Source organism: Aeromonas diversa CDC 2478-85 (assembly GCF_000819805.1).
Taxonomy (GTDB): domain Bacteria; phylum Pseudomonadota; class Gammaproteobacteria; order Enterobacterales; family Aeromonadaceae; genus Aeromonas; species Aeromonas diversa.
Window position 1 is genome coordinate 62,311 of sequence record NZ_CDCE01000016.1, and the last position, 26,468, is coordinate 88,778.

General features: G+C 62.7%; 27 protein-coding genes and 1 tRNA gene. 8 read left to right on the forward strand and 20 right to left on the reverse strand.

Features of this window, described 5'->3' with window-relative positions; all coding sequences use genetic code 11:
* Positions 1-22: 22 nt before the first annotated feature.
* Together BN1121_RS03715 and BN1121_RS03720 are read right to left on the reverse strand one after the other, a co-directional pair.
* Positions 23-508: a GNAT family N-acetyltransferase gene (locus tag BN1121_RS03715; RefSeq protein WP_043158159.1), complete on the reverse strand. Its 486-nt coding sequence runs from the start codon at positions 506-508 to the stop codon at positions 23-25.
* The gene (locus tag BN1121_RS03720; RefSeq protein WP_043158166.1) at positions 502-855 is read right to left on the reverse strand and encodes an MmcQ/YjbR family DNA-binding protein; all 354 of its coding nucleotides are present in this window, start codon (positions 853-855) and stop codon (positions 502-504) included. The genes BN1121_RS03715 and BN1121_RS03720 overlap by 7 nt, the downstream gene beginning before the upstream one ends.
* Before the next feature lie 69 nt (positions 856-924).
* On the opposite strand from BN1121_RS03720, the gene BN1121_RS03725 reads away from it, so the two are divergent.
* Positions 925-1,707: an alpha/beta fold hydrolase gene (locus BN1121_RS03725; RefSeq protein WP_005360883.1), complete on the forward strand. Its 783-nt coding sequence runs from the start codon at positions 925-927 to the stop codon at positions 1,705-1,707.
* Between the two features lie 53 nt (positions 1,708-1,760).
* The gene (locus BN1121_RS03730) at positions 1,761-3,083 is read left to right on the forward strand and encodes a GAF domain-containing sensor histidine kinase (RefSeq protein ID WP_005360888.1); all 1,323 of its coding nucleotides are present in this window, start codon (positions 1,761-1,763) and stop codon (positions 3,081-3,083) included.
* A gap of 64 nt (positions 3,084-3,147) precedes the next feature.
* Here the strand turns inward: BN1121_RS03730 and BN1121_RS03735 are convergent, their stop codons facing one another.
* Genes BN1121_RS03735 through BN1121_RS03745 form a run of 3 tightly spaced genes read right to left on the reverse strand, consistent with a single transcriptional unit; the run spans position 3,148 to position 7,279 of the window.
* Positions 3,148-4,197: a lipocalin-like domain-containing protein gene (locus BN1121_RS03735; protein ID WP_005360891.1), complete on the reverse strand. Its 1,050-nt coding sequence runs from the start codon at positions 4,195-4,197 to the stop codon at positions 3,148-3,150.
* Entirely contained in the window at positions 4,194-6,614 is a 2,421-nt protein-coding gene (locus BN1121_RS03740) for an FtsX-like permease family protein (RefSeq protein ID WP_043597273.1), read from the reverse strand. Before BN1121_RS03740 ends, BN1121_RS03735 begins: the two co-directional genes overlap by 4 nt.
* Complete coding sequence (locus BN1121_RS03745; RefSeq protein WP_005358359.1) at positions 6,611-7,279, reverse strand: ABC transporter ATP-binding protein; 669 nt, start codon at positions 7,277-7,279, stop codon at positions 6,611-6,613. The genes BN1121_RS03740 and BN1121_RS03745 overlap by 4 nt, the downstream gene beginning before the upstream one ends.
* 142 nt (positions 7,280-7,421) lie before the next feature.
* On the opposite strand from BN1121_RS03745, the gene BN1121_RS03750 reads away from it, so the two are divergent.
* On the forward strand, positions 7,422-7,889 hold the full coding sequence (locus BN1121_RS03750) for a DUF4357 domain-containing protein (RefSeq protein WP_043157990.1): 468 nt from the start codon (positions 7,422-7,424) through the stop codon (positions 7,887-7,889).
* 125 nt (positions 7,890-8,014) lie between these two features.
* A complete protein-coding gene (nhaD, locus tag BN1121_RS03755; protein WP_005358353.1) occupies positions 8,015-9,448 on the forward strand; it encodes a sodium:proton antiporter NhaD in 1,434 nt (477 codons plus the stop codon).
* Here the strand turns inward: nhaD and BN1121_RS03760 are convergent.
* From BN1121_RS03760 to BN1121_RS03775, 4 genes are all read right to left on the reverse strand, one after another.
* Positions 9,429-11,060: a 6-pyruvoyl-tetrahydropterin synthase-related protein gene (locus tag BN1121_RS03760; RefSeq protein WP_005358350.1), complete on the reverse strand. Its 1,632-nt coding sequence runs from the start codon at positions 11,058-11,060 to the stop codon at positions 9,429-9,431. The two genes, nhaD and BN1121_RS03760, sit on opposite strands and share 20 nt — an antisense overlap.
* 51 nt (positions 11,061-11,111) lie before the next feature.
* Positions 11,112-12,299: a Bcr/CflA family multidrug efflux MFS transporter gene (locus BN1121_RS03765; RefSeq protein ID WP_005358346.1), complete on the reverse strand. Its 1,188-nt coding sequence runs from the start codon at positions 12,297-12,299 to the stop codon at positions 11,112-11,114.
* 32 nt (positions 12,300-12,331) lie between these two features.
* Positions 12,332-12,859 carry a YqhA family protein gene (locus tag BN1121_RS03770; RefSeq protein WP_005358343.1) on the reverse strand — a complete coding sequence of 176 codons (528 nt, stop codon included), beginning with the start codon at positions 12,857-12,859 and terminating at the stop codon, positions 12,332-12,334.
* An 84-nt stretch (positions 12,860-12,943) separates the two neighbouring features.
* Positions 12,944-13,945, reverse strand: a complete 1,002-nt coding sequence (locus BN1121_RS03775; protein ID WP_005358341.1) for an L-threonylcarbamoyladenylate synthase — start codon at positions 13,943-13,945, stop codon at positions 12,944-12,946.
* Positions 13,946-14,041: 96 nt separating this feature from the next.
* Between BN1121_RS03775 and BN1121_RS03780 the strand changes: the two genes are divergently transcribed.
* A complete protein-coding gene (locus tag BN1121_RS03780; RefSeq protein ID WP_005358339.1) occupies positions 14,042-14,938 on the forward strand; it encodes a LysR family transcriptional regulator in 897 nt (298 codons plus the stop codon).
* A 5-nt stretch (positions 14,939-14,943) separates the two neighbouring features.
* Here the strand turns inward: BN1121_RS03780 and cyoE are convergent, their stop codons facing one another.
* Genes cyoE through BN1121_RS03800 form a run of 4 tightly spaced genes read right to left on the reverse strand, consistent with a single transcriptional unit; the run spans position 14,944 to position 17,918 of the window.
* Complete coding sequence (gene cyoE / locus BN1121_RS03785) at positions 14,944-15,843, reverse strand: heme o synthase (protein WP_156139390.1); 900 nt, start codon at positions 15,841-15,843, stop codon at positions 14,944-14,946.
* Entirely contained in the window at positions 15,843-16,808 is a 966-nt protein-coding gene (locus BN1121_RS03790) for a COX15/CtaA family protein (protein WP_005358329.1), read from the reverse strand. The genes cyoE and BN1121_RS03790 overlap by 1 nt, the downstream gene beginning before the upstream one ends.
* The gene (locus BN1121_RS03795) at positions 16,805-17,272 is read right to left on the reverse strand and encodes a hypothetical protein (RefSeq protein WP_005358327.1); all 468 of its coding nucleotides are present in this window, start codon (positions 17,270-17,272) and stop codon (positions 16,805-16,807) included. Before BN1121_RS03795 ends, BN1121_RS03790 begins: the two co-directional genes overlap by 4 nt.
* Positions 17,265-17,918: an SURF1 family protein gene (locus BN1121_RS03800; RefSeq protein WP_231552994.1), complete on the reverse strand. Its 654-nt coding sequence runs from the start codon at positions 17,916-17,918 to the stop codon at positions 17,265-17,267. The genes BN1121_RS03795 and BN1121_RS03800 overlap by 8 nt, the downstream gene beginning before the upstream one ends.
* An 80-nt stretch (positions 17,919-17,998) precedes the next feature.
* Here BN1121_RS03800 and BN1121_RS03805 point away from each other — a divergent pair, with 80 nt between their 5' ends.
* A complete protein-coding gene (locus tag BN1121_RS03805) occupies positions 17,999-18,199 on the forward strand; it encodes a DUF2909 family protein (RefSeq protein WP_005358322.1) in 201 nt (66 codons plus the stop codon).
* Between the two features lie 20 nt (positions 18,200-18,219).
* Here BN1121_RS03805 and BN1121_RS03810 read toward each other — a convergent pair whose 3' ends face one another.
* Genes BN1121_RS03810 through coxB form a run of 4 tightly spaced genes read right to left on the reverse strand, consistent with a single transcriptional unit; the run spans position 18,220 to position 22,350 of the window.
* Positions 18,220-19,089, reverse strand: coding sequence for a cytochrome c oxidase subunit 3 (locus BN1121_RS03810; RefSeq protein WP_005358319.1), 870 nt, complete (start codon positions 19,087-19,089; stop codon positions 18,220-18,222).
* Positions 19,086-19,625: a cytochrome c oxidase assembly protein gene (locus tag BN1121_RS03815; RefSeq protein ID WP_005358316.1), complete on the reverse strand. Its 540-nt coding sequence runs from the start codon at positions 19,623-19,625 to the stop codon at positions 19,086-19,088. Before BN1121_RS03815 ends, BN1121_RS03810 begins: the two co-directional genes overlap by 4 nt.
* A 4-nt stretch (positions 19,626-19,629) precedes the next feature.
* Positions 19,630-21,204 (reverse strand): cytochrome c oxidase subunit I, encoded by a 1,575-nt coding sequence (gene ctaD / locus BN1121_RS03820; protein ID WP_005358314.1) that lies wholly within the window; start codon positions 21,202-21,204, stop codon positions 19,630-19,632.
* Between the two features lie 9 nt (positions 21,205-21,213).
* Positions 21,214-22,350, reverse strand: coding sequence for a cytochrome c oxidase subunit II (coxB, locus tag BN1121_RS03825; RefSeq protein WP_043157982.1), 1,137 nt, complete (start codon positions 22,348-22,350; stop codon positions 21,214-21,216).
* Between the two features lie 337 nt (positions 22,351-22,687).
* Between coxB and BN1121_RS03830 the strand changes: the two genes are divergently transcribed.
* Entirely contained in the window at positions 22,688-23,287 is a 600-nt protein-coding gene (locus BN1121_RS03830; RefSeq protein ID WP_005358310.1) for a Yip1 family protein, read from the forward strand.
* A 173-nt stretch (positions 23,288-23,460) separates the two neighbouring features.
* Here the strand turns inward: BN1121_RS03830 and BN1121_RS03835 are convergent.
* Positions 23,461-23,536 (reverse strand) — tRNA-Thr (locus BN1121_RS03835).
* A gap of 89 nt (positions 23,537-23,625) precedes the next feature.
* Positions 23,626-24,381, reverse strand: a complete 756-nt coding sequence (locus tag BN1121_RS03840; RefSeq protein WP_005358307.1) for a phosphatase — start codon at positions 24,379-24,381, stop codon at positions 23,626-23,628.
* Positions 24,382-24,570: 189 nt separating this feature from the next.
* Between BN1121_RS03840 and ylqF the strand changes: the two genes are divergently transcribed.
* Positions 24,571-25,509 carry a ribosome biogenesis GTPase YlqF gene (gene ylqF / locus BN1121_RS03845; RefSeq protein ID WP_005358305.1) on the forward strand — a complete coding sequence of 313 codons (939 nt, stop codon included), beginning with the start codon at positions 24,571-24,573 and terminating at the stop codon, positions 25,507-25,509.
* A gap of 28 nt (positions 25,510-25,537) precedes the next feature.
* On the opposite strand, the gene BN1121_RS03850 is transcribed toward ylqF, so the two are convergent.
* Complete coding sequence (locus tag BN1121_RS03850) at positions 25,538-26,434, reverse strand: histone deacetylase family protein (protein WP_005358302.1); 897 nt, start codon at positions 26,432-26,434, stop codon at positions 25,538-25,540.
* Positions 26,435-26,468: the final 34 nt, after the last annotated feature.

Consider the following 26,468-nt stretch of genomic DNA (forward strand, 5'->3'; position numbering starts at 1 on the left):
CAGTGTGTGATGGAAAATGAGGCTATTGTAGTGAGCCCACCGGGGATGACAATCGGTAACGCAGCCGATGGCGGGAAAAGAGTACCGAACCGCGCCGGACCTGCTCGATCGCCGTGACCTGAAAACCCAGTTTTAAAAATAGCCCAAGACTCAGCAGGCTGGCCTCGGTCTGCAGGGCTGGGAATCCCTGATGGCGGGCATAGGCGATCGCTTCGGTCACCAGATGCTCACCGAACCCGCGGCGCTGGTAAGCCGGTGCGACATAGAGAAGGCCCAGATGGGCATCTTTGGTCACGGTGACAAACCCCACCGGCTCCTGCCCAAGCCAGGCCACCCAACCCCGACTGATGGTCAGCTCGTTGACGAAGGCGGGGCTGCGGGCGCCGACCGCCCAGGCTTCGACCTGCTGTGGTGTGTAGTGCTCGGGTGCCGCCTGGCGCACCGCGTGCTCAAACAGGGCGGCGAGCCTGGGGTGATCCTCGGCCTGCATCCTCTCTATGGTTAGCATGGGGCCAGCCCTTGCAGGCGGCGGGGCAGGGTGGCGCGTACCCTCTGATAGGAGTGGTGTGCCCACTCCTGCCACAGTTCGTCGGCCAGGGTCTCCCGCAAGGTGACGCTGTTCCAGTGGCGTTTGTTCATGTGCCAGCCCGGGGTCACTTCGGGATGGATCTCGCGCAGCAGCAGCGCCAGCTCGGGATCGCACTTGAGGTTGAGCACCATGGGATGGGCCTCCCAGCGCAGCAGGGCAAACATCTTGCCGTGCAGACGATAGACCAGCACCTCAGGTCCGAAGGGGGTATCTTCGGTGGCGGCGGGGAGGCTTAGCAGGTGATCCCGCACGGCAGTGAGCGTTATCAAGGTTCGTTCCGGCTTTTCTGTTAGAATCGGCCACCCAGTATAACCCCGACAGAGGCGCATGCGCGGATGCTCTATCACAAGACCTATGAAGTTGGGCCCGACAGGCCCTGGGTTGTCTTCGTCCACGGGGCGGGGGGGAGCTCTAACATCTGGTTTCGCCAGCTCAAGGCGTATCGGGAACGCTTCAACGTGCTGCTGCTCGATCTGCGTGGCCACGGCCACTCCCATCGGTTGCAACAGGTGGTGCAGGGTAAATACAGCTTTCGGGCCGTGACCGAGGATATCGTCAGCCTGCTCGATCATCTGGGGATCCAGCGTGCCCACTTCGTCGGCATCTCCCTTGGCACCATCCTTATTCGCCATCTGGCCGAGCTCTGTCCCGAGCGAGTCAAGAGCATGGTACTCGGCGGCGCCATCTTGCGCCTCGATATCCGCTCGCGCATCCTGGTGCAGCTGGGGCGACTCGGTCAGCACATCCTGCCCTACATGTGGCTCTATCGCCTGTTTGCCTTCATCATCATGCCGCGGGAGCGCCATCGCGAGTCGCGCCTGCTCTTCGTGCGCGAGGCGCGGCGCCTGTGCCAGAAGGAGTTCAAGCGCTGGTTTCGTCTCGCCACCGAGGTCAATCCCCTGATGCGCTACTTTCGCGAGCGGCCGGTCTCGATTCCGACCCTCTACATCATGGGGGAGGAGGACTACATGTTCCTCGCGCCGGTGCGCGAGCAGGTGGCGCGCGATCCCTACAGCGAGTTGGCGGTGATCGAGGGGTGTGGCCACGTCTGCAACGTGGAGAGCCCGGAGCGCTTCAACCGCCAATCCATCGCCTTTCTTGCCGCTCAGGATGGGTGAGGGGCCTGCTCCCGGTCTATCTTATCCAGAGATGACTCTTTGGACGGCTCACCATGAGTGCCTCTTCACCCAAGTATCCCATCCACGCCGATATCGAGATCCCGCTTAACCTGAAGGCCTCATGGCAGCAGACCCTGGATCTCATCGCCCGTCTGTTTCAGGTGCCGGCCAGTCTCATCATGCGGGTCCATGCCCGGGAAATTGAGGTGTTCGTCAGCGGCCACCACCCGGATAACTGCTATGGCGAGGGGGCGCGGGAACATCTCGACTCCGGGCTCTATTGCGAGCATGTGATGGACACGCGCCGTCCCCTGATCGTGCCCAATGCCCTCAAGGATCCCCTGTGGGATCACAACCCCGATATCAAGCTGCAGATGATCTCCTACTGCGGTCTCCCCATCCTCTGGCCCGATGGCCATATCTTCGGCACCATCTGTGTGCTGAGCCGCGAGGAGAACCCCTATCCCTCTCCCTATCCCGAGCTGCTCGAGCAGTTTCGCGACAGCGTGCAGGCCAGCTTGCACATACTGCAGGACAACTTGCAGCTTGAGGCGACGCAAGAGGCGCTGGTGGAGCGTGGCGAGCAACTCTCTTTGGCCCTGCACTCCCTCAAGGTCCAACAGGAGGAGCTGCTCAATCATGAGAAGCTGGCCGCCTTGGGCGCCATGGTGGCCGGTGTCTCTCACGAGTTCAACACCCCCCTCGGCAATCTGGTGACCCTGCTGAGTACCCTGGGAGAGCGCTTCACCACCATGGAGAAGCAGCTCGAGAGCAAGGCATTGGCCCGCTCTCTGCTTGAAGAGTTTGTGGCGGGAGGACGCGAGATCTGTGCCGTGGCCGACAAGGAGCTGCATCGACTGAGTCGGCTGATTGCCGATTTTAAGCGGGTCTCCATCGAGCAGGTCTCCGAGCAGCGCCACCGTTTTGATCTGCGTGAACGGGTCGCCCAGCAGATCAGGCTCGACGCCCAGGAAGGGGGCGAGGTGCGCATCGAGAACCGCGTGCCGGAGGGGATTGAGTGTGACAGCTTCCCCGAACCACTGGGGCTCTTGCTGCACCATCTGCTGCAAAATGCGGTGCGCCACGGTCTGGTGGGCGTGCTCGATCCCGCGATTGTGATCGACGCCGAGGTGCGGGAGGGGCGGGTCGCGCTGACAGTTGAGGATAACGGCTGCGGTATGCCCTCTCAGGTGCAGGCGCACGCCTTCGATCCCTTCTTCACTACCCGCTTGGGGCATGGGTCGGGCATGGGCCTGGCCATCTCGCGGCGCATCGCCAGTGCCATATTGGGCGGGAGCCTGGATGTCACCCCGGCGCCGCGCTCCGGCTGCCGGTTTATCCTCTGTTTCCCCCTCTGTGCGCCGGGTCGCTTGTGACGGCGTGCCCCTGTGGCAGCACACGTTTAGGGTGTCACATTAGCGCCATCCCCCCGTTGCTTGCCTAATACCCGGTCATCTCCAGATAACCCAGGCCGCTGGCATCCCCCGAGACGCTCACCGCGCCCTCCCAGTAGTCGACGCGTCCGCTCATGGCCTGACTCGCCTGGCGGGCCCGGATGGTGAGGTTAAGATCCCCGGCCTCGAGTCGCCACTCGATGGGGTAGGCCTCCCCCTTGGGGCCGCGCCACACCTTGCCCGGGATAAAACTTATCTGCCCGGCCGGGATCTGCCGCTGGCGGCCGTCTCGCTCAATCACCACGGCGTAGCGGCTCTCGGGCTCAGTGTGCCCAGCCTTGGTGCGCAGGCGAAACAGCATCAGCTCGCGCCCGTCGTCAAGCTGCAGGGAGAACCAGTCCCACCCCGCCTGCCACTGGGCCAATACCGAGCTGCTCCACTCGTGATCGAACCAGCCCTGACCCTGCACCGCACGGGCCTCTCCGCCCAGGGTGAGGGTGCCGCGCAAGGAGAGCCTCGGGTAGGAGTAGTAGTAAGAGGCGTTACCCGGGCTCTTCTCGCTGTAGCCTCCATCCCCCTGCAGCACGGCGGGCTTGCTGGCGATCGCCTCCAGGTCCAGGGTGAAGGGGGCGGCGCTCACGGTCAGGGTTGCGGGGAAGAGATCGTCACCCCGGGCGATCAGCGCCCAATCCCGCAGCCAGTAGCGCCCGCGGCTTGCCCCGGCAAGGCCGGGCCCCTGGCGGCTGATGCGCTCGTCGCTCAGGTGACGGCCACTGGCCAGATCCGTGATGGCCGCCTGGGCCAGCCAGATCTGGGGAATGCGCCAAGGGTTGCTGGCCGCCTCGCCGGGTCTTATCCCCTGGCGAAACAGGGTCCATTGCAGGCCATACTCGCGCCCTTGCTCATCCTTGAGGTGGCCGGTGAGATACCACCACTCGGAGCGGTAGTCCGGGTGCGCCCCGTGATCGAGGGGCAGGCGCAGGGGATGCTCCCGGCTCGCCTTGCGAAAGCCGGTGGCATCCCCCCCCAGCAGGGAGCCGAGCTCGCTGGCCCAGAGGGGGAGGGCGCACAGCAGCAGGATCAGAAAGCGCGTCATGAGGCTCTTCTCGTCAGGTGCCAGGCCAGGGCCGAGGCGGCCAATGCCGACAGGGGGGCGAGCAGCAGGGCCAGGGCGGCGTGGGCGGGGGCCGGGGTGAAGGCGAGGCTCCAACCGAAGGCGCGGGGATTGACCACCTCGATCAGGATCCAGGCCAGGCCATAACCCACCGGCAGGGCGAGCAGGGCGGTGAGCAGCCCCAGCACGCCCCCCTGCCACAGTTGCAGGCGCAGCAGCTCCCCCCGGGTGAGGCCGAGGGCGTGCAAGGTCTGCTGCCAGGGGGCGCGGGCCAGCCCCTGCACCATGAAGGCGATGGCGACCCCGGCGAAGGCGATGGCGAGGATGAGCAGTTTGAGTAGCTCGGTCACCACAAAGGTCTGATCGAAGATGGCCAGCGCCTGGGTGAGGATCCCTCGGGCGGGCAGCAGGCGCACACCTTCCCCGAAGCGTGCCGCCAACTTGGCCTCTAACCCGGGTGGGGGGGCAAAGAGCGCCAGGGACTGGGGGTTCAGACCCGTCTGCCAGGGGCGCAGCAATTGCCCCTTGTCGCTGCCATAGTCCCGGTAGCTGCCGCAAAGGCGCAGGATGAGCCGACCGAAGGGACCCTCGATGTGCACCCTGTCTCCCACCTTAAGGTCGAAGCGTCGCAGCAGGGGCTCGCTGGCGAGGGCCTCGCCGGGGCCGGGCAGACGCCCCGCGAGCAGGGGATAGCCGCGCATCAGAGGCGGGATCATCTCCATGCTCGCCAACTCGATGGCCTGATCCCCGAGCAGGGCCGAGTCGACCCGGCGCCGGGAGAGCTGAAGCGATCCTTGCGCCTCGAGCCAGGGGATCAGGGTCGGCGGCAGGCTGGCATAGCCCCCCTGGGGGGCGCGAGGGGCCGTCACATAGAGATCGGCCGCCAGACGCTGGACCAGCCACTCTTCCACGCTCAGGCGAAAACTCGCCACCATGACGCCGATGCCGATGGCCGCCGCGATGGCGAGCTGCAGCGCCATCACCGCTACCGTATTACGCTCGCGCTCGAAGTCGAGTTCGCTCATGGCCAGGCGCAGCAGCCAGGGGCCGCCTCTGTGTCCATTTTTCGACTGCTGCCTGCGCCCGAGGTGGCGCAGTCGCCCCAGCAGCGGGGTGAGCAGATCCGGCAGCCACAGGGCCATGGAGAGCAGCCAGCAGGCCGAGAGCAGCAGGGCGCCGGGCAGGCCGCTCTCTTGCCAACCGAGCAGCACGCCGCCAAGCCCAAGCAGCATCAGCGCCATCCATCGGCGCAGGCGAGGCCGGCTCATCCCGGGGCCGGGTAGCTCCAGCTCGCGCAGGGGGCGGCGCAGCAGGCCATACCAGGCGGGAAGATTGGCGGCCACCACCCCGGCCAGACAGAGCAGCAGCGTCTTGATAAAGGTGAGAGGGGTCAGGCGCAGCAGATGGATTGGATTGGGGCCATAGAGGTCCCCCAGTGCCTGCCCCACCTGCCCCATCAGGGCGGCCGCCAGGGCCACCCCCAGCATCATGCCGAGCAGGGCGCCGGTCAGGGTGATGAGCAGCAGCTCGGTGGCGAGCAGGCGCAGCAGGCGCGTTGGCCCCAGCCCGACCGTGATGAGACGTGCCAGATGGGGGCGGCGCACCGAGAGCACGAAGCGCTGGGCGTTGAAGACCAGGAAGAGACCCACCGCCAGGGCCAGCAGGGAGAGGGCGGTGAGATTGAGGGCCAGGGCATCCCCGAGCCGGCTGGCATCGAGCTCGGGGCCGGTGCGCTCGAGGGCTTCGCCGGGAGCAAGCCGGGCCGTCAACGCCTTCACCCCGGCCTCGTCCAGCCGAAAGTAGGCCCGATCGATGCGCCCCTCGCGTCCCAGCCACTGCTGGGCCAGGCCGATATCGGTCACCAGCAGGTGATCGAGGGGGATCTCCCCCTCCTCGAGCAGGCCCGCCAGGCGCAGGGTGAGGCGACGCTTCTCGAGCCTGAAGGTGCGTGGCTGCCCGAGCCGCCAATCGAGGCGGGCTGCCTCTTTTCGGGCTATCCAGACCGCCTGTTCATCGTCACTGGCCGGCTCGGGGGCGCCGGATTGGATGAGGCGGCGCAATGGTCCGCCGAAGAGAGGGTCGATGCCGATCAGCTGAAACGGCTGGCCGGTCTCGTCGCGCAGCCAGGCGTGGATCTGGGGGGCGGCCTCGAGCCCCGGGAGGGAGGTGACCCAGGTGACGAAGCGCCGCTCGTCGATGCCCCCCTCGGGGGCCAGGCGCCAGTTGGCCTCTCCCTCTATCTGGGTGCGGGCCGCCACGAAGTTGGTGCGCGCGCTGTGGTTGATGAGATCGATAGCCACCACCAGTGCGGCCCCCAGGATGAGGCCAAACAGGCTCATCAGCAGCAACCAGGGATGGGTGCGATAGAGGCGCAGCAGGGAGCGCAGGGCCAGACTCATGGGCGCGGCTCGTGCAGGGCGCCGCCTTCCAGGTGCAGCACCCGATCGGCCAGGGCCCCATAGGCCGGGTTGTGACTGACCAGCAGCAGGCCGCACCCCTGCTCGCGTACCGCTGCCACTAGCAGATCCATCACCTGAGCGGCGTTGGCCTCATCCAGGCTGCCGGTGGGCTCGTCGGCCAGGATCCAGCGTGGGCGGTGGATGAGGGCGCGGGCCAGTGCTACTCGCTGGCGCTGCCCACCGGATAGCGTATCGGGGAAGCGATCGGCCTGGGTCGCCACGCCGAGGCGATCGAGCAGGGCCATGATGGCACCCTGAGCCACCGGCAGGCGGTTGACCTCGAGGGCCAGGGCCAGGTTCTCCCACACCTTGAGGGTGGGCAGCAGGTTGTATTCCTGATAGACGATGCCGAAGTGGCGACCGCGCAGGCGGGCCATGGGATCGGCGGCCAGGGTATCGAGACGGATCTCATCGAGGGTGATGGTGCCGGCGTCGGGCCGCTCGAGCCCGGCAATCAGGCGCAGCAGGGTCGACTTGCCCGAGCCGCTCTGCCCCAGCAGCAGGTGCAGACGGCCGGGCGCCAGCGTGAGGTCAAGCCCGGAAAAGAGGGTCAGGGGCTGGCGTTCGCTCTCGAAACACTTGCGCACGCCACTCAGGGTGATCATGGGGATATCCTGCCTGGTCAAGAGGTTACTACTATGCCAGTTGGTGACATGGGTGGCAAAACCAGAGGCGCTCGAGGCTGGATCCCCTCTGGCCGGGATGGTTAAAATAGAAGCCATTCTGGCTCAGGGGATCTCAGGGATGCTGTTACAGAAACAGGTGAGTTTCATCGTCGATAGCAAGGGCAACCGGCAGGCAGCCGTGGTGCCGATCGACATCTATGAAGAGTTGATGGCCCTGCAACGGGCCTTGGCCGAGAGTCGCCCCGGCGAGCGGGAGATCTACCACTTCTCGGTGAAAGGCGCAGAGGCGCAGGGTTACCCGGTGGGCAAGCGCCAGAGCCCGGGCTTCATGGTGCTGGCGGGCTCCACCGCCAATGGCGAGGATGCCGCCTCCCTGCGCGAGGCGGTGATCGAGCTGCGTGAGGAGCTGCTGGCCAAGGGGGCTCTCGAGCGTCATGAAGAAGGGTACCGTTTCACGGTGGATCAGCTCTTCAATAGCCCGAGTCTTGCCGCCAGCCTGGTGGCGGGCAACAACCGAAGTGGCCTTGACGCCTGGCACAACAGCAGCGGCCATACCCTCAAACAGTCCGGGTTTGGCAAGAAAGAGTGAGCAGGGGAGACCCTGCTTTTTTTGTTATGCCCCTCACTATTTGCTGAAACTTTGATTTGGAAGAAAAAACGGCCCTCAGCCGGTGCTAGCATCTTAGGCAATGACTCTTGTGCAAGGATGACCGTATGCCCCGTTTGCTGCTACCGCTTCTCTCTTTTCTGCTTATCACCCTCTGCCCGTCTCCCGCCCTGGCGGCCGTTGGCCCGCTTTCCCTGACCACGAGCACTGTGGGTATCGCCTGTCTGCTGCTATTTGTGCTGGCCTACCTGCTGGTGATGGCCGAGGAGTACATTCACCTGCGTAAGTCCAAGCCCGTGCTGATTGCGGCCGGCGTGATCTGGATTCTGATCGGGATCGTCTATACCCAGCAGGGGCAGAGCGTTCTGGTGGAGGAGGCGTTTCGCCACAACCTGCTCGAGTATGCGGAGCTGCTGCTCTTCTTGCTGGTGGCGATGACCTACATCAATGCCATGGAGGAGCGCCAGGTCTTTGATGCCCTGCGCTCGACCCTGGTGCGTGCCGGCTTCAGTTTTCGTACCCTCTTCTGGCTCACCGGTGGGCTCGCCTTCTTCATCTCTCCGGTGGCGGATAACCTGACCACAGCCCTGCTCATGTGCGCCGTGGTGCTCAAGGTCGCCAACGGGGAGCGCCGCTTCGTCAACCTGGCCTGCATCAACATCGTCGTCGCGGCCAACGCCGGGGGCGCCTTCAGCCCCTTCGGCGACATCACCACCCTGATGGTGTGGCAGGCGGGCAAGGTGCAGTTTGGCCAGTTCTTCACCCTCTTCATCCCGTCAGTCATCAACTTCCTGGTGCCGGCGCTGCTGATGAGCCTGATGATCCCCCGCCATGCTCCGAGCGCCTCGACCGAGCAGGTCTTCATGCGACGGGGTGCCCGCCGCATCATGGCGCTGTTCCTCCTGACCATACTGACGGCGGTGGCCTGCCATAACTTCCTGCACCTTCCCCCCGTGCTTGGGATGATGCTGGGCCTGGGCTACCTACAGTTTTTCGGTTTCTTCCTGCGCAAGACCTTCCAGCAGGCGGTGGAGAAGCGCCGCGCCCTCTATCAGCGAAACGGCGATCACGAGCGGTTGGAGCGTCTCGGCACCTTTGTTCCGTTCGATGTCTTTAGCAAGGTGGCCAAGGCGGAGTGGGATACCCTGCTCTTCTTCTACGGGGTGGTGATGTGCGTCGGCGGGCTTGGCTTTATTGGCTATCTGGAGCTGGTTTCCCATTGGCTCTATGGCTCGGGCGAGCCGACTCTGGCCAACGTGGCCATCGGCCTGCTCTCGGCCGTGGTCGATAACATCCCTGTGATGTTCGCTGTGCTCTCGATGCACCCCGATATGGCGGTCGGCCAGTGGCTGCTGGTGACCATGACCGCCGGTGTGGGGGGAAGCTTGCTCTCCATCGGCTCGGCCGCCGGTGTGGCCCTGATGGGGCAGGCGCACGGCATGTATACCTTCTTTGGCCACCTCAAGTGGTTGCCCGCCATCGCGCTGGGTTATGCCGCCAGCATAGGGGCGCACCTGTGGCTCAATAGCGCGCTCTTCTAGCGCGCCAGAGCAGCGCCCCCCAGAGTGCCCAGGCGAGGGCCGAGAGGAGATAACCGATCCGCTCGGGCCAGCGCATGGAGAGATCTAGTTTCAGTGTATGGGTCCCTTCGGGGACCCATACCTGTAACAGGCCTTGCCGGTTGGCACTCACCTCGAGGGGATACTCTCCATCCAACCAGGCCTGCCAGCCTGGATAATCATACTGATGCAGTACCAGCTTGGCTGGCGTCGGCGTGGTGACTGTCAGCGCCAGATGACGCGGTTGCCACCGACTGATGCGCCAGCTCACCCCTGCCTGTTCGCTCACCACGGGGGGCTGAAACTCCTGTTTCCAGGCCAGCAGGCTGGGGGAAAACATCCCTTTGGGAACCTGTTTGGGGCGATATTCCCGGGCACTGCGCTTACTGTCGAATTCGAAATCGAGAACTGCCGGGTTGGGGCTCCGGGTGAGTGGTGCGTGGCGTACATAATGGGTGCTGAGCAGCAGGGTGAGGAGCAAGGCCCCTCCCACCATCAGCCTCGAATAGCGCGGGGAAGGTGTCGCCAAAGCGACTACGGTGGCGGTGGCCAGGGTCAGGATCAGATTGGTGCGCCAGGGGAACTGTACCCGCTGTAGTGGCAACAACAGCTCCCAGAGCCACTGGCTTTGAGGGAGCATCATCATAAAGGCGAGCACACCGAAACAGCCCCAGAGGGGAAGCTCGGGGTGACGTGGTTCCTTCGCTCCCGCCCAGGCGAGTAGCAGCGTAAAGAGTGTCAGCAAGGTGAGCAGTGCCAACTGACCGCGAAAGCGCCAGTCATCGAAGGCCAGGGGAAGTCTGTCGAGAAAGTTACGACGAAAATCGAACATGCCACGCTGCATCTCGTCCATGGAGATAGCGCCCTGATCGAGCAGGGCCGGGGCGAGCAACAGGGCTGCCATCGCCAGTCCCAGCAAGGTTGCGCCAAGGGCGCTGGTGAGTGGGAACCTGCGGCGAGCGCGGATGGCCATGATCAGGGCGCGCAGCATGAGCAGGCCGATAACCAGCAGCAGACTCGGCAGGTGGCACAGAGCCAACAGGGCCAGCCCGAGTGCCATGACGGGAAGTGCAACAGGCTGTTTACCACGGTCCTGACCCAGCAGGATCAGGGGGAGCCAGACAAACGCCCACACCTCGGCTAGGGCGAAGCGGGCATAGAGATCGATGGCCAGATGATAGGGCAGTGCCATATAGACGAGGCTGGCCGCGAGGGCGCGAGCCGGTTTGGCCACGTGCTGAATCCACAGCCAGAAGGTGAAACCCGATAGTCCCAGCGCCAGGGTCGCGCTGGCGATGAGTGCGGTCATGGCATCGTGGGGCTGGGGGTTGGCGCCTCCCAGCAGGGCGCTCACATAGTAGGGCAGGGGAGGGTAGAAGAAAAAGGTGGGACTGCCAAACCCCCCGTTCATGGCCATCAGCCAGCGTGGGTAGAGCTCCCCTTGCCACAGTTGCAGGGCAAAGTAGTGGCCCGATAGCAGATGATGGAAGAGATCGTGCCCCTGGCTACCCCCTCTTAACCAGAGGGGGAGGGTGAGCAGCAGGGCCGTCAGGGCGATACCGCCCAGGGAAAGTGTCGTCCATCGCTTGCCCATCAGGATCTCTCTCGAACCGGTGTGGCAACAGTGTAGTCAAGGGCGGCGTGCTCAAACTGTCTCTTTGCGGCCAACCAGCAGGGCATAGCTCAAGGCCGAGAGCAGGCCGCAGCCGGCGATGCTCAGCGCCATTGGCAGTGGCGAGCTGGGGGGCGTCAGGTTGACCACTACCCCGACCAGAGCCCCGATCCCGAAGCGCAAGGTGCCGGCCAGGGCCGATGCGGTGCCGGCAGTCTGGGGAAATTGCCCCAGCAGGCCGGTCATGGCATTGGCCCCCACCAGGCTGATATGGCCCACATAGAGGACGACCGGGATCACGACCCCCCACAGGCTGCCGACCCCGCTCCAGCTGGCATAGACGAGGGCAAGCCCGGCCAGGGGGAGGACCAGCAGGCCATAACGCAGCATGCCCTCGGCACCAATCCCCTTCACCAGCCGGCTGTTGGCATAGGTGACCACCATCATCAGCAGAATATTGAGGCCAAAGAGCCAGCCGTAGTGCTCGGTGGGAACGCCGAAGTACTCGATGTAGACGTACGGGGAGCCACTGATGAAGGCAAACATCCCCGAGCTGGCAAAGGCGCCGCACAGCACATAGCCCATGGCCCTGGGGTTGCTCAGCACGCCGCCGTAGTTGCCAAGGATCTTGCCCAGGCGCAGAGGCTGGCGCAGCTCGGGTTTGAGGGTTTCGGGAATCGCAAACTGCATGGTGAGGGCGATCAGGGTGGCGCAGGCGAGCAGCAGCCAGAAGATGTGGCGCCAGTGGCCGGTCGTGGTGATGTAGCCTCCCAGCACGGGGGCAACCAGGGGGGCAAGGGTCATCACCAGGATGACGAAGGACATGGCGCGGGAGAAGGCATCTTTCTCAAAGAGATCGCGCAGCAGGGCGTTGACCACCACTGAGCCGGCGGCACCGCCGGCCGCCTGCAGCATACGAAAGGCGAGCAGCTCGGGCAGGCTATCGGCCAGGGCGCACCCCACCGAGGCCAGGGCAAACATGATGAGGCCCGCCATGATCACCGGCTTGCGGCCAAAGCTGTCGGCCAGCGGCCCGTAGAAGAGTTGGCCGATGGCAAAACCGCCGAGAAAGGCGCTGACGGTGAGCTGAGCCCCGTCGATGGTGGTGCCCAGCTCCCTGGCCAGGGTCGGAATGGCGGGCAGGTACATGTCGACCGCCAGGGGGGTGAGCCCGGCCAGAGCGCCGAGCAGGACGAAGAGAGTGCGATGGGAGAGTGTCATTAGGCTTCCAATTGGCTGGCGTGAGGGGGCGCTTATTTCGGGTGATGATCGGGGAGATCTGCTTTCTCTCCCCTGTCGTTATGCTCGGCCAACCGCTCCGTCACGGCATAGATGAGCGCCGCGGTCGAGAAGGCGAGAAAGACGATAACGGACCACTTCATCTCCCCCTCGTTCATCACGCCCTCCTCGAGGAAGGCCTTGAGTACCTCGATCCCCGAGATGGTGACCAAGGAGTTGATGACGATGAGCTTGAGAGAGACGAAATCGATGCGATAGAGCCAGTTATCCCCGAGGGAGGCGCGCTCCTGCGGGCTCTTGATAAATTGCACATAGCCGCACAGGGCCACCAGGATCAGCATCTGGGCCACCAGCACGAAGTCGACCAGGGTCAACACTCCGATGATGAGCTCGAGATAGGGCAGAGAGATGATGTTGGTGCACAGTTCGTAGAGCTTGATCCCGAACTTGACCATCAACAAAACGACACAGATCAGCATGCTGACGTAGAAGGGGAACATCATCAGGCGGCTGCCTGTCAGCATGACGTTGAAACGGCGCATAGGGGGCTCCTGCGGATTCGGACGGGAAAAGCATAACGACAAACCCGTCCGAATCAAACACGAAGCTGCTTTAGACGGGGAGCCTCACTCGAGCAGCATGGCCGCCCGGCGCAGGCGATCCTGTACTGGCCACCAGGGCTCACTCGGGAGGGGCTGCTCCAACCAGAGGGTCTCAAGCCCGAGACGATCCAGCTCAAACAGGGTGGCGTAGAGGGCCTGCCCGTAGCCGGCCGGATCGGCCGGCAGGCGGCGCAGCTGACCCAGCCCAGCCGGTGCCGCCAGCGCATCCGACCAGGTGATCAGGGCGCCTCTTGCCAGCGTCTGGGGGGCGAGCCGTGCCAAGTGCCGCTCAAGCGCCTCGGTCGGGGCCATCCAAAGGGGCGTGCCCGGGCGATAGTGGGCGGCCACGTTGCCTGGCACCACCACCGTATGTTCGCGCGGAGTGGCGACAGGCTGACCCAGTATGGTCTCGAGCGCCTCACGCCCCAATGGGCCGGCTCGCACTATGGTGGGCACCGGGCCCGTGAGATCGACGATGGTGGATTCGAGCCCGACCGGGCAGGGGCCACCGTCGAGGATGGCGGCGATGCGCCCGCCGAGCCCGGCTTCGACCTGCTCGGCGCTGGTCGGGCTCAACGCCTGGTAGGGATTGGCGGAAGGCGCGGCCAGCCCGGTGTCGAGGCGCTCGAGCAGGGCCAGCATCAAGGGGTGGGCGGGGACGCGCAGCCCTATGGTGTCGAGCCCGCCGGTCACCACGGGGGAGACCTGCTCGGCGCGCTTGAGCAGCAGGGTGAGGGGGCCGGGCCAACACGCCTGGGCCAGTTGCCAGGCGGTGGCGGGGATCTCGCGCGCCCAGCGCGCCATCTGACCTGCGTGCGCCAGATGAACGATGAGGGGATGGTCGCTCGGGCGTCCCTTGGCGCGAAATATGCCGGCAACGGCCTCGGGTTGTGCCGCATCGGCGGCCAGGCCATAGACGGTCTCGGTGGGCACGGCGACCTGAGCGCCCGAGCGCAACAGGGCGGCCGCCTGTTCGAGGGCGTCCGGGCAGGCTCCTGGCAGCATCAGGGTGGTGAATTGTGACATGGGCACTCCTTGAGAAGAGGGCGGGATTGTGCCCGAGCTTGAGGCTTAAGTTAAATAGATATAATGTCACAAAACATTCTGTTTTGATGAACGAAAATGGCACGCCTCAACTACCACCATCTCTACTACTTCTGGCAAGTGGCCAGGCACGGCCACCTCACCGACGTGGCCCGTCAGCTGCATCTCTCCCAGTCGGCACTCTCGGCCCAGATCCGGCAGTTGGAGCAGAACATGGGGTTCGCCCTGTTCGAGCGCAGCGGTCGTCGCCTTCACCTTACCGAGGACGGGCGCCGCGTTCTCGACTATGCCGACGAGATCTTCACCAAGGGGGAAGAGCTGGAGGGGGTGCTGCGTCACGGTTGGCAGCGGGGCCGTCAGAAGCTGCGGATCGGGGTGCTCGCCTCCATGTCTCGCAACGTCATCGAGGCCTTCATGGCCCCGCTGCTCGGGCGCAGTGACGTGCATTTCACCCTGCGTTTTCTCGAGCAGGGAGCCCTGCTCGATGCGCTCCTCTCCCACCGGCTCGATCTGGTATTGACAGACAGAGAGCCTCAGGGAGAAGGAGAAGCTGTATGGCAGAGCCAGCTTCTTGCCCGCCAGCCCCTGGCGGTGATAGGCCCGGCTGGCCGGCGTCCCCTCGGCCCTTTCCCGCGCGGTTTCGCGGATCGGGCGTGGATCCTGCCCGGGCGGGCCAGTGCCAGCCGTACCGCCTTCGATGCCTTCTGCGCCCTGCATGGTTACGAGCCCAGAGTGCAGGGAGAGGCTGACGACATGGCCATGCTCCGCCTTCTGGCCCGTGACAGCGGCGCCCTTTGCCTGCTGCCGGCCGTGGTGGTACGCGACGAGATCCGTGAGGGGCGACTCGAGGAGTACCTGAGCCTGCCCAATGCCTATGAGCACTTCTACGCAGTGACCCTGAGGCGGCGCTTTATGCCCGCCATACTGCCGGAGTTGCTGGGCCGGGCCGCGGCGGATTATCTGGGAGAGGCGTGAGGCGTCTATCCCAGCTGCCAGTACCAGTAGTGATCGGTGATCAGGGCGAGAAAGAGCAGCATCAGATGAGTGATGGAGAAACGAAACGCTCGCATCGCCGCTCCCGCGTCGGCGCTGACTTTTAGGCGCCATCCGAAGTAGAGAAAGCGCAGGTTGAGCAGCAGGGCGCTCACCAGATAGATGAGGCCGCTCATGCCGATGAGGTAAGGCAGCAGACAGATCAGGGTGAGTAGCAGCAGATAGAGCAGGATAAGATGCTTGGTGAAGTCGAGGCCGTGAGTGACCGGTAGCATGGGGATGTCGGCACGGGCGTAGTCGTCACGACGATGGATGGCCAGCGCCCAGAAGTGGGGGGGCGTCCAGGTGAAGATGATCATCACCAGCAGCCAGGGCTCTGCCGAGAGGGTACCTGAGATGCTGGTCCAGCCGAGCAGGGGGGGCATGGCACCGGCCAGCCCTCCGATCACTATGTTCTGGGGGGTCGAGCGCTTGAGCAGCAGGGTGTAGATCCCGGCATACCCCACCAGGCTCCCCAGCGTCAGCCAGGCGGTGAGGGGATTGACCCCCAGATAAAGTAGCCCGAAGCCGCTCAAGGCCAGGATGAGGGCAAACAGAGCGGCTCGAGAGGGCGAGACGCGGCCACAGGCCACGGGACGACGGCGGGTGCGCGCCATCAGAGTGTCTCGTTGCCCCTCTAGCAGATGATTCAACGCGGCGGCGGCGGCGGCTAGCAGCCCGATCCCGCCGAGGGCCGTGACAGTGAGGGGGAGGGAGGGCAGGGTGCTCTGGGCCAGCACCATCCCCACCCAGGCGGTGAGCAGCATCAGGGCGACCACCTTGGGTTTGGTCAGCTGCCAGTAGTCGTGCAGCACGTCGGTCGAGAGTGCGGTCAGCGAGAGTTGCATCATGACCTCCTGAGAGGAAACGAGGTGAGGCGGCGGCAGGTCACTGCGGTGGCGATCAGCAGGTGAACCGCTACCAGGTTGTGTGCCAGAGCGTTGGGCAGGGGCAAGATAAACACCACGTTGGCGATGCCGAGCAGCAGCTGGCACAGCAGCAGAGCCAGGATCAACGCGGCGCTCGCCCTGGCTCCCTGACTCAGTAGCCCCAGGGAAAAACCCAGCAGGGCCAGCGTCGCCAGCAGTGCACCCAGACGATGGCCGATGTGAATGGTCTGGCGCGCCTCGCGCCCGAGCACGCCAAACTCATAGCTCGCGTGCCCTAGCGGGAGGTGGAAGGCCTCTGTCAGTGAGAGTTGCTGATGCCACTCTCCCTGACAGAGGGGGAGCTCGCTGCAGGCCATGGCGGCGTAGTTGGCCGAGGTCCACCCCCCCAGGGCGATTTGTAGCAGCAGTGCCAGCAGAGCCAATGCCCCCAGTCTCTTGAGCCAGGGAGGCGCGGCGAGGGGGGATAGCGAGCGGGTGAGCGAGAGCCAGAGCAGGGTCAGCAAGGCAAAGCCCCCCAGCAGGTGGCCCATGACGATCAAGGGGTGAAGCGCTGCCGTGACCGTCAGCATGCCGAGCAGCGCCTGTCCCACAACCAGCAGCAGCAAGCATGTCGGCAGTGGCGGCAGGCGCCGTGCCTCGCGCCAACTCACGACGAAGAGCATCAACAGCAGCATACCCAGTGAACCAGCCGCATAGCGGTGAATCATCTCATTGCGCGCCTTGTGCGGTTCAAGAGGGCGCTCGGGGTGACTCAAGGCAAGTCTGGGAGCCTCTTCGGAATGAGGCAGGGTCAGCTTGCCGTAGCAACCGGGCCAGTCGGGACAGCCGAGGCCGGCATCGGTCAGCCGGGTGTAGGCGCCGAGGCCGATGACCAGGGTCGCCAGCCCAATGGCCAGGATGAGCAGGGTGCCGGTTCGGATCACTGGGCGGCCCTCCCGTAGCGCAGCAACTGTTGTACATCCTGTAGCACCGCCTTACCGAGGCGCGGCCAGCGCGCCTGCTCCTCGGGCAATGGATAGCCCAGCACGCCGAGCCCGGCTCCGTCGACGAGCACCAGGAGACCGAGGGGGCCCTCTGGCAGGGGAGGCTGGGTGCCGAGGGGGCGGCGCTGCAGAGTCAGCATATCGGCCTGCCGCCCGAGAGCCACTCTGATTCTCTCTTGCAAATGGGGTACCTCATCACACTGCGCCTGGCATGCGGCCGGGTAGAGATAAAGCAGTCGCCAACCAGAGGGGTCAGACGCAAGTAAAGGGGCGCTTTGGGGAAGCCAGGTGCCCTGATTGCGGGTGCCTGCGTGATACCACCCCATCACCAGTACCAGCTTGGCCAAGAGCAGAGGGAGCAGCAGGGTGAGCAGCAGGGCGAGGGGGGCTTTTTGTTTAAGCATGTGACCTCCGGGTCAAGGCGATACCACCGGCCAGTACTACCAGCGCCAGACCTAGCCACTGGGCCGCATAGGCACGATGGCGCTCGGGGCTCATCACGCTCGGCACATAGTGATAGCGAAACCCCGGGGTCTGCTGATAGAGCATGAGATTGCCCAAGGGCAGAGCGCTTTGGGCTCTTAGCTCCTCGGGGCGCACGGACTGAATACGGCTGGGATAGGGGCCAGGCTCGCGATTCTCACCCAGCAACAGCGTGGAGGAGGGGCGGCGTAACAGGCCATCGAGCGCCAGCGTGGCGGGGAGCTCAAGCGCCGGCCGCTCATTTCTGAGGGGGGGCGCCGGAGTCCATCCCAGATTGACCAGTAGCGCGGGCCCCCCCTGGGTTTGAACCGGGATGATCACGTCATAGCCGACGATGCCGTCGACCACCTGGTTATCGAGTAGCCAGAGATGGGGGGATAACCAGTCGCCTTGACCATTCAGCCTGAGGCCGTCGAGGCTATCCTCGCCCTTTGCCAATAGATCCTTGGCAGAGAGAGGGGCGCCCGAGTGGCTGGCCAGGCGAGCCAGCAGTGCCTCTTTTTCGCTCGCCCTGTGCCATTGCCATAGCGCCAGATGGAATAAAAGAGCGCTGACGATCAGTGTCAATAGAAGCAGCCGATGCCTAAGCTTGGATAATCGCATCGTGGGCAATGTCGTCAGCGACAATCGGATCACAGGAGGCCTCCATGCTCATCAAGTCCGTCGTGGTCGTGCTATTGCTGCTTATCCTGGGTCAGCTCCTTCAGGCTCTCTGGCTCATGGTTGCCGCCCGGCAGGCTAATTCCTTGCCTTTGGGGCGTCGGGTGCTGCTGTCTGCCCTGCTGGTACTACTGCTGGTGATTGCCCTGCAACTGGGTTGGATCACCCCCCACTATCGTCCCTACTAATACCCGCCTGTTGCGTCCGTTTAGAGCAGATAGACAAAGGTGAAGAGGCAGAGCCAGACCACGTCTACGAAGTGCCAATACCAGGCCGCCGCCTGAAAGCCGAAGTGATGCTCTGGCGTGAAGTGATCCCGCAGCACGATGCGCAGCCAGATCACCGTCAGCATGATGGCCCCCAGAGTCACATGCAGCCCGTGGAAGCCGGTGAGCATGAAGAAGGTGTTGCCATAGATGCCGGTGTCGAGTCTCAGCCCGAGCTCCCGGTAGGCGTGCAGGTACTCAACTCCCTGAAGAATGAGGAAGCCGGTTCCCAGCAGCAGGGTCAGTAGCAGCATGATCTTGAGGCGCAGTCGTTGACCTCTCTCCAGCGCCTGATGGGCAAACTGCAGGGTGACCGAAGAGGTGAGTAGGAGCAGGGTGTTGATAAGTGGCAGCCCTTGCCAGGGCATGGCCTGGGTCTGTGTTCCCCCCGGCGTCTTGGTCATGGGCCAATGGGCGGTGAAGTCGGGCCAGAGTAACTGGCCGGTCAGAACATGGTGCCCTTCTCCACCGAGCCAGGGCATGGCGATGAGGCGGGCATAGAAGAGGGCGCCGAAGAAGGCAAGAAAGAACATGATCTCCGAGAAGATAAACCAGCTCATGCCCTGACGAAACGAGCGATCCATCTGGCCGCTGTAGAGGCCGCCCAGCGACTCACCGATGATATGGCGAAACCAGCCCACCAACATCAGCAGCAGCAAGAGGGCGCCGGCCAGGAGCAGGTAGCGACCCATGCCGCTCTGCTGGTGAGCCAACTCGTTAACCAGGGTGCCGGCGCCCAGAGCCAGTAAGAAGAGGGCGATGGCGCCCACTATGGGCCAGGGGCTCTGCGCGGGAACATAGTAGCGGTTCATGGTTTCTTCACCTGTGCAGTGCTGATGTCATAGAGGGTGTAGGAGAGCGTGATGGTGTTGATCTCGGGCGGCAGAGCCGGGTCAACATAGAACTGCAGCGCCATCTCCTTGCGCTCTCCTCCCTTGAGAGTCTGCTGCTCGAAGCAAAAGCAGGCCATCTTCTTGAAATAAGCCGCGGCGGGCCCCGGTGAGACGGAGGGGACGGCTTGTCCCGTCATGGCATCAGGCGTCGGGTTGTAGGCTAGATAGTGGATGAGCCGGGTCTCACCTGGATGTACCGACACGCGGGTCACCCCGGGTTCAAATTGCCATGCCATCGGGGGAGCGGTATGAGCGAGAAATTCCACCCGTATCTCGCGGCGGTTGTCGACCTGACGCGTCGGTTGGCTGGCCGGGCGCGATGCCGTCTTGCCGTTGAGTCCGGTGGCCTGACAGAAGAGATCGTAGAGGGGCACCAGGGAGAACGAAAAGCCGAACATCAAGACGATGAGCAGTAGCAGTCGCTTGATAAGTGGCGCGTGATCGGGCGTCGTCATGGTGTCACTCTACCTTGGGGGGCGTGGTGAAACTGTGGTAGGGCGGTGGCGAAGAGAGGGTCCACTCCAGCCCCTCGGCCCCTTCCCAGACTTTTGCCGCAGCCGCTTTGCCCGAGCGAATACATTTAATGACCACCCAGACAAAGAGTAATTGCGACAGACCGAAGGCGAAGCCCCCTATGCTGATAAGCGCATTGAGGTCGGCAAATTGCAGGGCGTAGTCGGGAATTCGTCTGGGCATGCCGGCCAGTCCAACAAAGTGCATGGGGAAGAAGAGCAGATTGACCGAGACGAGGGAGCACCAGAAGTGCCACTGCCCGAGCCGTTCGTCATAGTGGTGGCCTGTCCATTTTGGTAGCCAGAAGTAGGCCGCAGCGATGAGGGAAAAAATGGCTCCGGTGACCAGAACATAGTGGAAGTGGGCCACCACGAAATAGGTGTCGTGGTATTGGAAGTCGGCCGGCGTGATGGCCAACATCAGGCCGGAAAAGCCGCCAATGGTGAAGAGCACGATGAAGGCGATGGCAAACAGCATGGGGGTCTCGAAGGTCATGGCGCCGCGCCACATGGTGGCCACCCAGTTGAAGACCTTCACACCGGTGGGCACCGCAATCAGCATGGTGCTGTACATGAAGAAGAGCTCGGCAACGACCGGCAGGCCGGTGGTAAACATGTGGTGTGCCCAGACGATGAAGGAGAGCAGGGCAATGCTGCAGGTGGCATAAACCATGGAGCGATAGCCAAACAGGGGTTTGCGGGCGAATGTCGGCACTATGGTGGAGATGATGCCAAAGGCCGGCAGGATCATGATGTAGACCTCGGGGTGGCCAAAGAACCAGAAGATGTGCTGAAACATCACGGGATCGCCGCCGCCCGCCGCATCGAAGAAGCTGGTGCCAAAGAATTTGTCGGTCAGCACCATGGTTACGGCAGCGGCCAGTACCGGCATGACGGCAAGCAGCAAAAAGGCGGTGATGAGCCAGGTCCAGACGAAGAGCGGGAGTTTCATCCAGCTCATGCCGGGCGCCCTCAGATTGAAGATGGTGACGATCACATTGATGGCACCCATGATGGAGGAGATCCCCATCATGTGAACGGCAAACACAAAGAGGGCCGTGCTGTTACCACTGTACTTGGTCGACAGAGGGGCATAGAAGGTCCATCCCGAACTGGGACCGCCACCATCCATGAAGAGGGTGAGCAGCAGCAGGCTGAAGGCGAAGGGGAGGATCCAGAAGCTCCAGTTGTTCATTCGCGGCAGCGCCATATCGGGGGCACCTATCATTATGGGAATGAGCCAGTTGGCCAGGCCGGTAAAGGCGGGCATAACGGCACCAAAGACCATGACGAGGCCATGCACCGTCGTCATCTGGTTAAAGAAGAGGGGATTGACCAGTTGCAGCCCGGGCTGGAAGAGCTCGGCCCGGATCACCATGGCCATAGAGCCGCCGACAAAAAACATGGTCAGGGAGAAGAGCAGGTAGAGAGTGCCGATATCCTTGTGATTGGTGGTGTAGAGCCAACGCAGGATGCCGGGTTGAGGATGGTGCCCCTGCTGATGTGAGATCTCCTCGCTCATGGTCTCTCCTTATTGTCCATCCTTGATGGCCTGCACCTCGGCAGGTTGGATCACATCACCCGTGCTGTTGCCCCAGGCGTTGCGCTCGTAGGTAATGAGGGCGGCAATCTCCTTACTGCCGAGCTGCTGGCCAAAGGCCTGCATCGCGGTCCCGGCACGTCCATGGAGCACCACTCTAATATGCTCTGCTCGGTTGGCGCTCCGGGTGGTGATTGGGCTGCCTTTGAGTGCCGGGAAGATACCGGGCATACCTGTTCCCCCCACCTGGTGGCAGGCGGCGCAATGACCATTGAAGAGGGTCTCTCCGAGGGCCATGGCCTCAGCCATGGTGAGCTGTTCGCTGGCCTGGGCCTGCTCTTTGGCCGCAGAGCTCGCCTGCGCCTCGCTCTGGCTGGCAATCCACTGCTCGAACTCGTCCTGCGGCTTGGCGATGACGACGATGGGCATGAAGCCATGATCCTTGCCGCACAGCTCGGCGCACTGTCCACGGTAGATGCCGGGTTTATCGATCCGGGTCCAGGCTTCATTGATATAGCCGGGATTGGCGTCTTTTTTCACTGCAAAGGCGGGAACCCACCAGGAGTGAATGACGTCATCCGAGGTGGTCAGCAGCCGGATCTTCTTACCCGTGGGTAGCGCTAGCGGGTTGTCTACCTCCAGCAGATAGGTCTCACCTTTCGCGGCCTGGCCGTGGATCTGCTCGGTCGGCGTCGAGAGGCGAGAGTAGAAGGCCACCGGGTGCTCGAGATACTTGTAGTGCCACTTCCATTGAGATCCAGTGATAAGCACCGTCAAATCCGCCCTGCTGGTATCGTCCATCTTCAGCAGCGTCGAGGTGGCCGGCGCCGCCATGGCAATGAGAATGAGCACGGGAATCGCAGTCCAGAGCAGCTCTATTCGGGTGCTCTCGTGAAAGTGGGCTGGGGTAGCTCCGCGAGAGCGGCGGTGGTGAATGATGGCCCAGAACATGACGCCAAATACCACCAGCGCGATCAGGCAGCAGATGATGAAGATGGTCATGTGCAGCTGATACACCTGCTGGCTGATCGCAGTGACCCCCTGGGTCATATTGAGTTGTATGGCCGCCGTCGGCATCGAGGCGGTCAGCAGGAGCCAGGCTCCCATGCCGATTCCTTTTTTCTTCACGCCGCCCTCCTGAGGTGGCGTCATCAGTTGAAACCACCGAAGAAGATCCCCAATCACCAGTCGGAAAATCGATAATTAAATCCAACCTACTGATATTTAAGATTTATTGGTTCTCGTAACATGTAAGTAAAGTATTAGTTCACTTTGAGGAAATCACCAATCGCTCAGCCGAAGACCCCCCGTGGTTGAGAGTGTTGATTGGGGTGGTCGTGGGTCGATACCTTGCAGGGTAGAGAAGTGCAGTCTTTATTTATGAAAACTGCACTCCGGGCGAGCCGGGTGTCAGGCGTCGTCCATTGGGATAAGGTCAATCCCGCTGTCGATAAGGAATGGAACCATGATCCTTAACCACCTCTGGGGGCTTTATGCTCACCCGAAAGATGAATGGCATGAGATAGACGAGCATCACGAGAGTTTTCGCAATAGCTTGAGCCACATCTTGATCGTGGCGCTGGTACCATCCGTTTGTGCTTACTATTCGGCCGTGCACATCGGATGGAGTATCGGGGTTGGCGAGCCCATTCGACTCACGGCAGAGAGTGCTATGCTGCTGTCGATCGCCATGTATATCGCTCTGGTTGCCGGGGTCTTCGCGCTAGCCTATCTCGCGCATTGGATGGGGCACACCTTTGGCTCTGACCCTACCTATACCAAGGCGCTCGAGTTGGCTGCATACACGTCGACCCCCCTCTTCATGGTGGGCCTGGCGGCCTTTTACCCGCATCTTTGGTTCGTCATGATGGTGGGTCTGGCGGGGCTGGCCTACTCTATCTACCTGCTCTACGTGGGGGTGCCGATCTTGATGCACATAACCCCGGAGCAGGGGTTCATCTATGCCAGCTCGGTCGTGACGGTGGGGCTGGTGTTACTGGTGTGTGTGCTAGCGGCGACCGCCATTCTTTGGGGGTCGGGTTTTGCTCCTGTCTTTACCAGCTAGCGTGTGTCATCGGAAGGCTTGGGTCCGGCAGCAGGGCGTTTGAGTCGTTTGATGAGCGTTGATCCGGGCTTCGGCCCGGATTCTTGTTACCTGCGTCGCTGGCATAGGCTAGGGTAGTCGCCCTTTAAAAACAAAGGGTTAGCCTCATTGAGAGACTAACCCTTTGTTTTATCTGGTGCCGGAGACAGGAGTCGAACCTGCGACCTTCGCATTACGAATGCGCTGCTCTACCAACTGAGCTACACCGGCTACGTGGCTAGATGATAGAAAAAAACCATTTTGAGTCAATGGGTTGTTTAAAAAAACTTGAGTCGTACCCGATTTTGGCGCGGTTTCACTCAGCCGTGTAAGGCGCGCAGCTCGTCAAACTCAGCGATGCGCGGATGACCCCGGCGCTCGAGGAATCCAAGTAAGGTATCGGGACTGCGAGCCAGCAGCCGTTCGGGGGGAAAGCCGGTCTCTTCCACCAGGCGATCACAATGTCCGAAATCGCCCAGAGTGAACGCGACATGAGAGTCAGAACCGAAGGCGAGCCAAGCGCCATGATCTCTGGCGGCTTCGACAATGGCGCGGCAATTGGACTCGCTGCCCCTGCGGGAGTGTTCGAAGGACGAGTTGTTGACCTCGAGCGCTACCCTATGTTCCGCCGCCGCCTTGACCACGGCATCGATGTCGATGGGAAAGGCGGGATTGCCCGGATGGCTGATGATGTCGACCCTGCCGCTGCGAATGGCGTTAATCATGGCCCGGGTGTGGCTGTCCCGATCGCGAGGAGGGAAGACGGGCTCATGGAAGCCGGCCATGATGAGGTCAAGCGTCGGGAGATAATGATCAGGAAAATCGATATCTCCGGCCTCATTTTTGATATTGGCCTCGATCCCGCGCAGTATACCGATCCCATCGACCACCCTCGGTAATACCCTGAGGTTGACGAAGTGCCAGTAGTGGGGCGCATCGGCCATCTCAGGGCCATGATCCGTGGTGGCAAACAGGGCTATACCCTTGGCCCGGGCCACTGGCAGATAGTCGTGAATGGTGCTGTAGGCGTGGGTGCTGGCAATGGTATGGGTGTGGGTGTCAACCAGATACTTCATGGGCGCTCCTCCGGAGTGAGCAGCCAGCATAACAAATCGACTCGGCGGGGACCATTGGCGCGCCTTGCTCCCCGTTCCGCTTTACCCAGGTTTCTCGTTAAAGGGTGATGAACCTTTTTCCGGGATCTCTACAAGTGGCGCAAACTTGGTTATCATGCGCGACCTTTGGATATCTGTTGGAGAGAAGCGATGTCGATTAACTGGTTCCCAGGCCACATGCACAAGGCGAGAAAAGAGATCGCCGAGGTGATGCCCCAGGTCGATGTCATCATCGAGATGATCGATGCTCGCATTCCTTTCTCCAGCGAGAATCCCATGGTGCCTGAGCTGCGCGGTGACAAGCCTGTCATCAAGGTGCTTAACAAGGCAGATCTGGCCGATCCTGCGATCACGGCCCTCTGGGTCGCCCATATGGAGAAAGAGACGGGGATCCGTGCCCTGCCGTTGACGCAGCAAAAGCCAGAGGAAATCAAGAGCCTGCTGGCGCTGTGCCACGAGATGGTGCCGGACCGTGACAAGGAGCTGCGCGGCGTTCGTGCCATGATCATGGGGATCCCGAACGTGGGCAAGTCGACCCTGATCAACACCCTGGCCGGACGCATTATCGCCAAGACCGGTAACGAGGCCGGGGTGACCAAGTCTCAGCAGCGCATCAAGCTCGATGGCAACATCATCTTGACCGATACCCCCGGCTTTCTCTGGCCCAAGCTGAGCCCGGCCTCCTGTGGCTATCGCCTGGCGGTGACCGGTGCCATCAAAGATACAGTGATCGACTATGCGGATATCGCGCTGTTTGCCGCCGAATACCTGCTCAAGGCGTACCCACAGCGCCTCATGGAACGCTACCAGTTGACCGAGCTGCCGGGCAGCGATATTGAACTGATGGATGCCATCGCCGAGCGGCGTGGCTGCATGCGTAAGGGGGGGGTATCCGATCTGCACAAGGTTTCTGAGATCCTGATCCACGAGCTGCGTATGGGGCAGCTTGGCCCCGTCACGCTGGAGACGCCCGAGATGGTGGGCCAGGAGCAAATAGAGGCAGAGCAGGAGGAAGCCCGCAAAGCCGCCGACAAGGCAGAGCGGGACAAGATCCGCCAAGCCAAGGCGCGCAAGCGTTACGGTAAATAAGAGACGGCCCGTGAGGGCCGTTTTGCTTTTATGAAAAGCAGGCGATCGCCTCTTCAAATAGGCTGCGATGCAGCGGTATGAGGGAGGGCCACTCCCGCCGGTAGCCGCCACCCGGCACGGCGGCGACGGGGAGGCCATGACTGTGGGCCATCTCGAAGACGGTGCGATCTCGCTGCCGGATCCCTTCGTGACTCAATGCCAGATAACCCAGCTCATCGTCCCGATGCACATCCACACCGGCCTGATAGAGAATAAGGTCGGGCCCGTAGAGGCGCAGTGCCAGCGCGAGCCCCTGCACCAGCGTTTCCAGATAAGGGCCGTCTTGCAGGCCGTCGGGCAGGGGAAAATCGAGGTGGGAGCTGGCTTTTCTACTCGGAAAGTTGCGCTCGGCATGCAGGGAGAGGGTGATGATATCATCTCTGCCCTGGCAGAGGGTGGCACTGCCATCCCCTTGATGAACATCGAGATCGCAGATAAGCACTCGCTGCGCTCGTCCCTCGGCAATCATCAGATGGGCTGCCAGCACCAGATCGTTGAAGAGGCAAAAGCCGCTGCCCATCGCCCTGTGGGCGTGATGATACCCACCCGATATCTGCAAGGCACACCCCTCCTCACAGGCCAGGCGCGCCGCCATCACAGTGGCTCCAACCGAGAGGCGGGTGCGCTCCATTAGCAATGGACTCCAGGGAAAGCCGATGCGGCGCAGTCTGAGGGGATCCAGAGTTCCCTGCAGCAGGGCATCCACATAAGCCGGATCGTGGATTTGCACCAGGGCGTCCCGGCTTATCGGCGAGGCTTGCTGCCAGTGCAGAGGAAGGCTCTGCAGGCTCTCATAAAGCGCCTGATATTTGGGCAAGGGGAAGCGGTGGTGCTCGGGAAGAGAGAGAGCCGAGTAGAGAGGGTGATAGAAGACGGTGGGGGTCATATATAAAGAAGAGGGGAGCCGTGGCTCCCCTTCG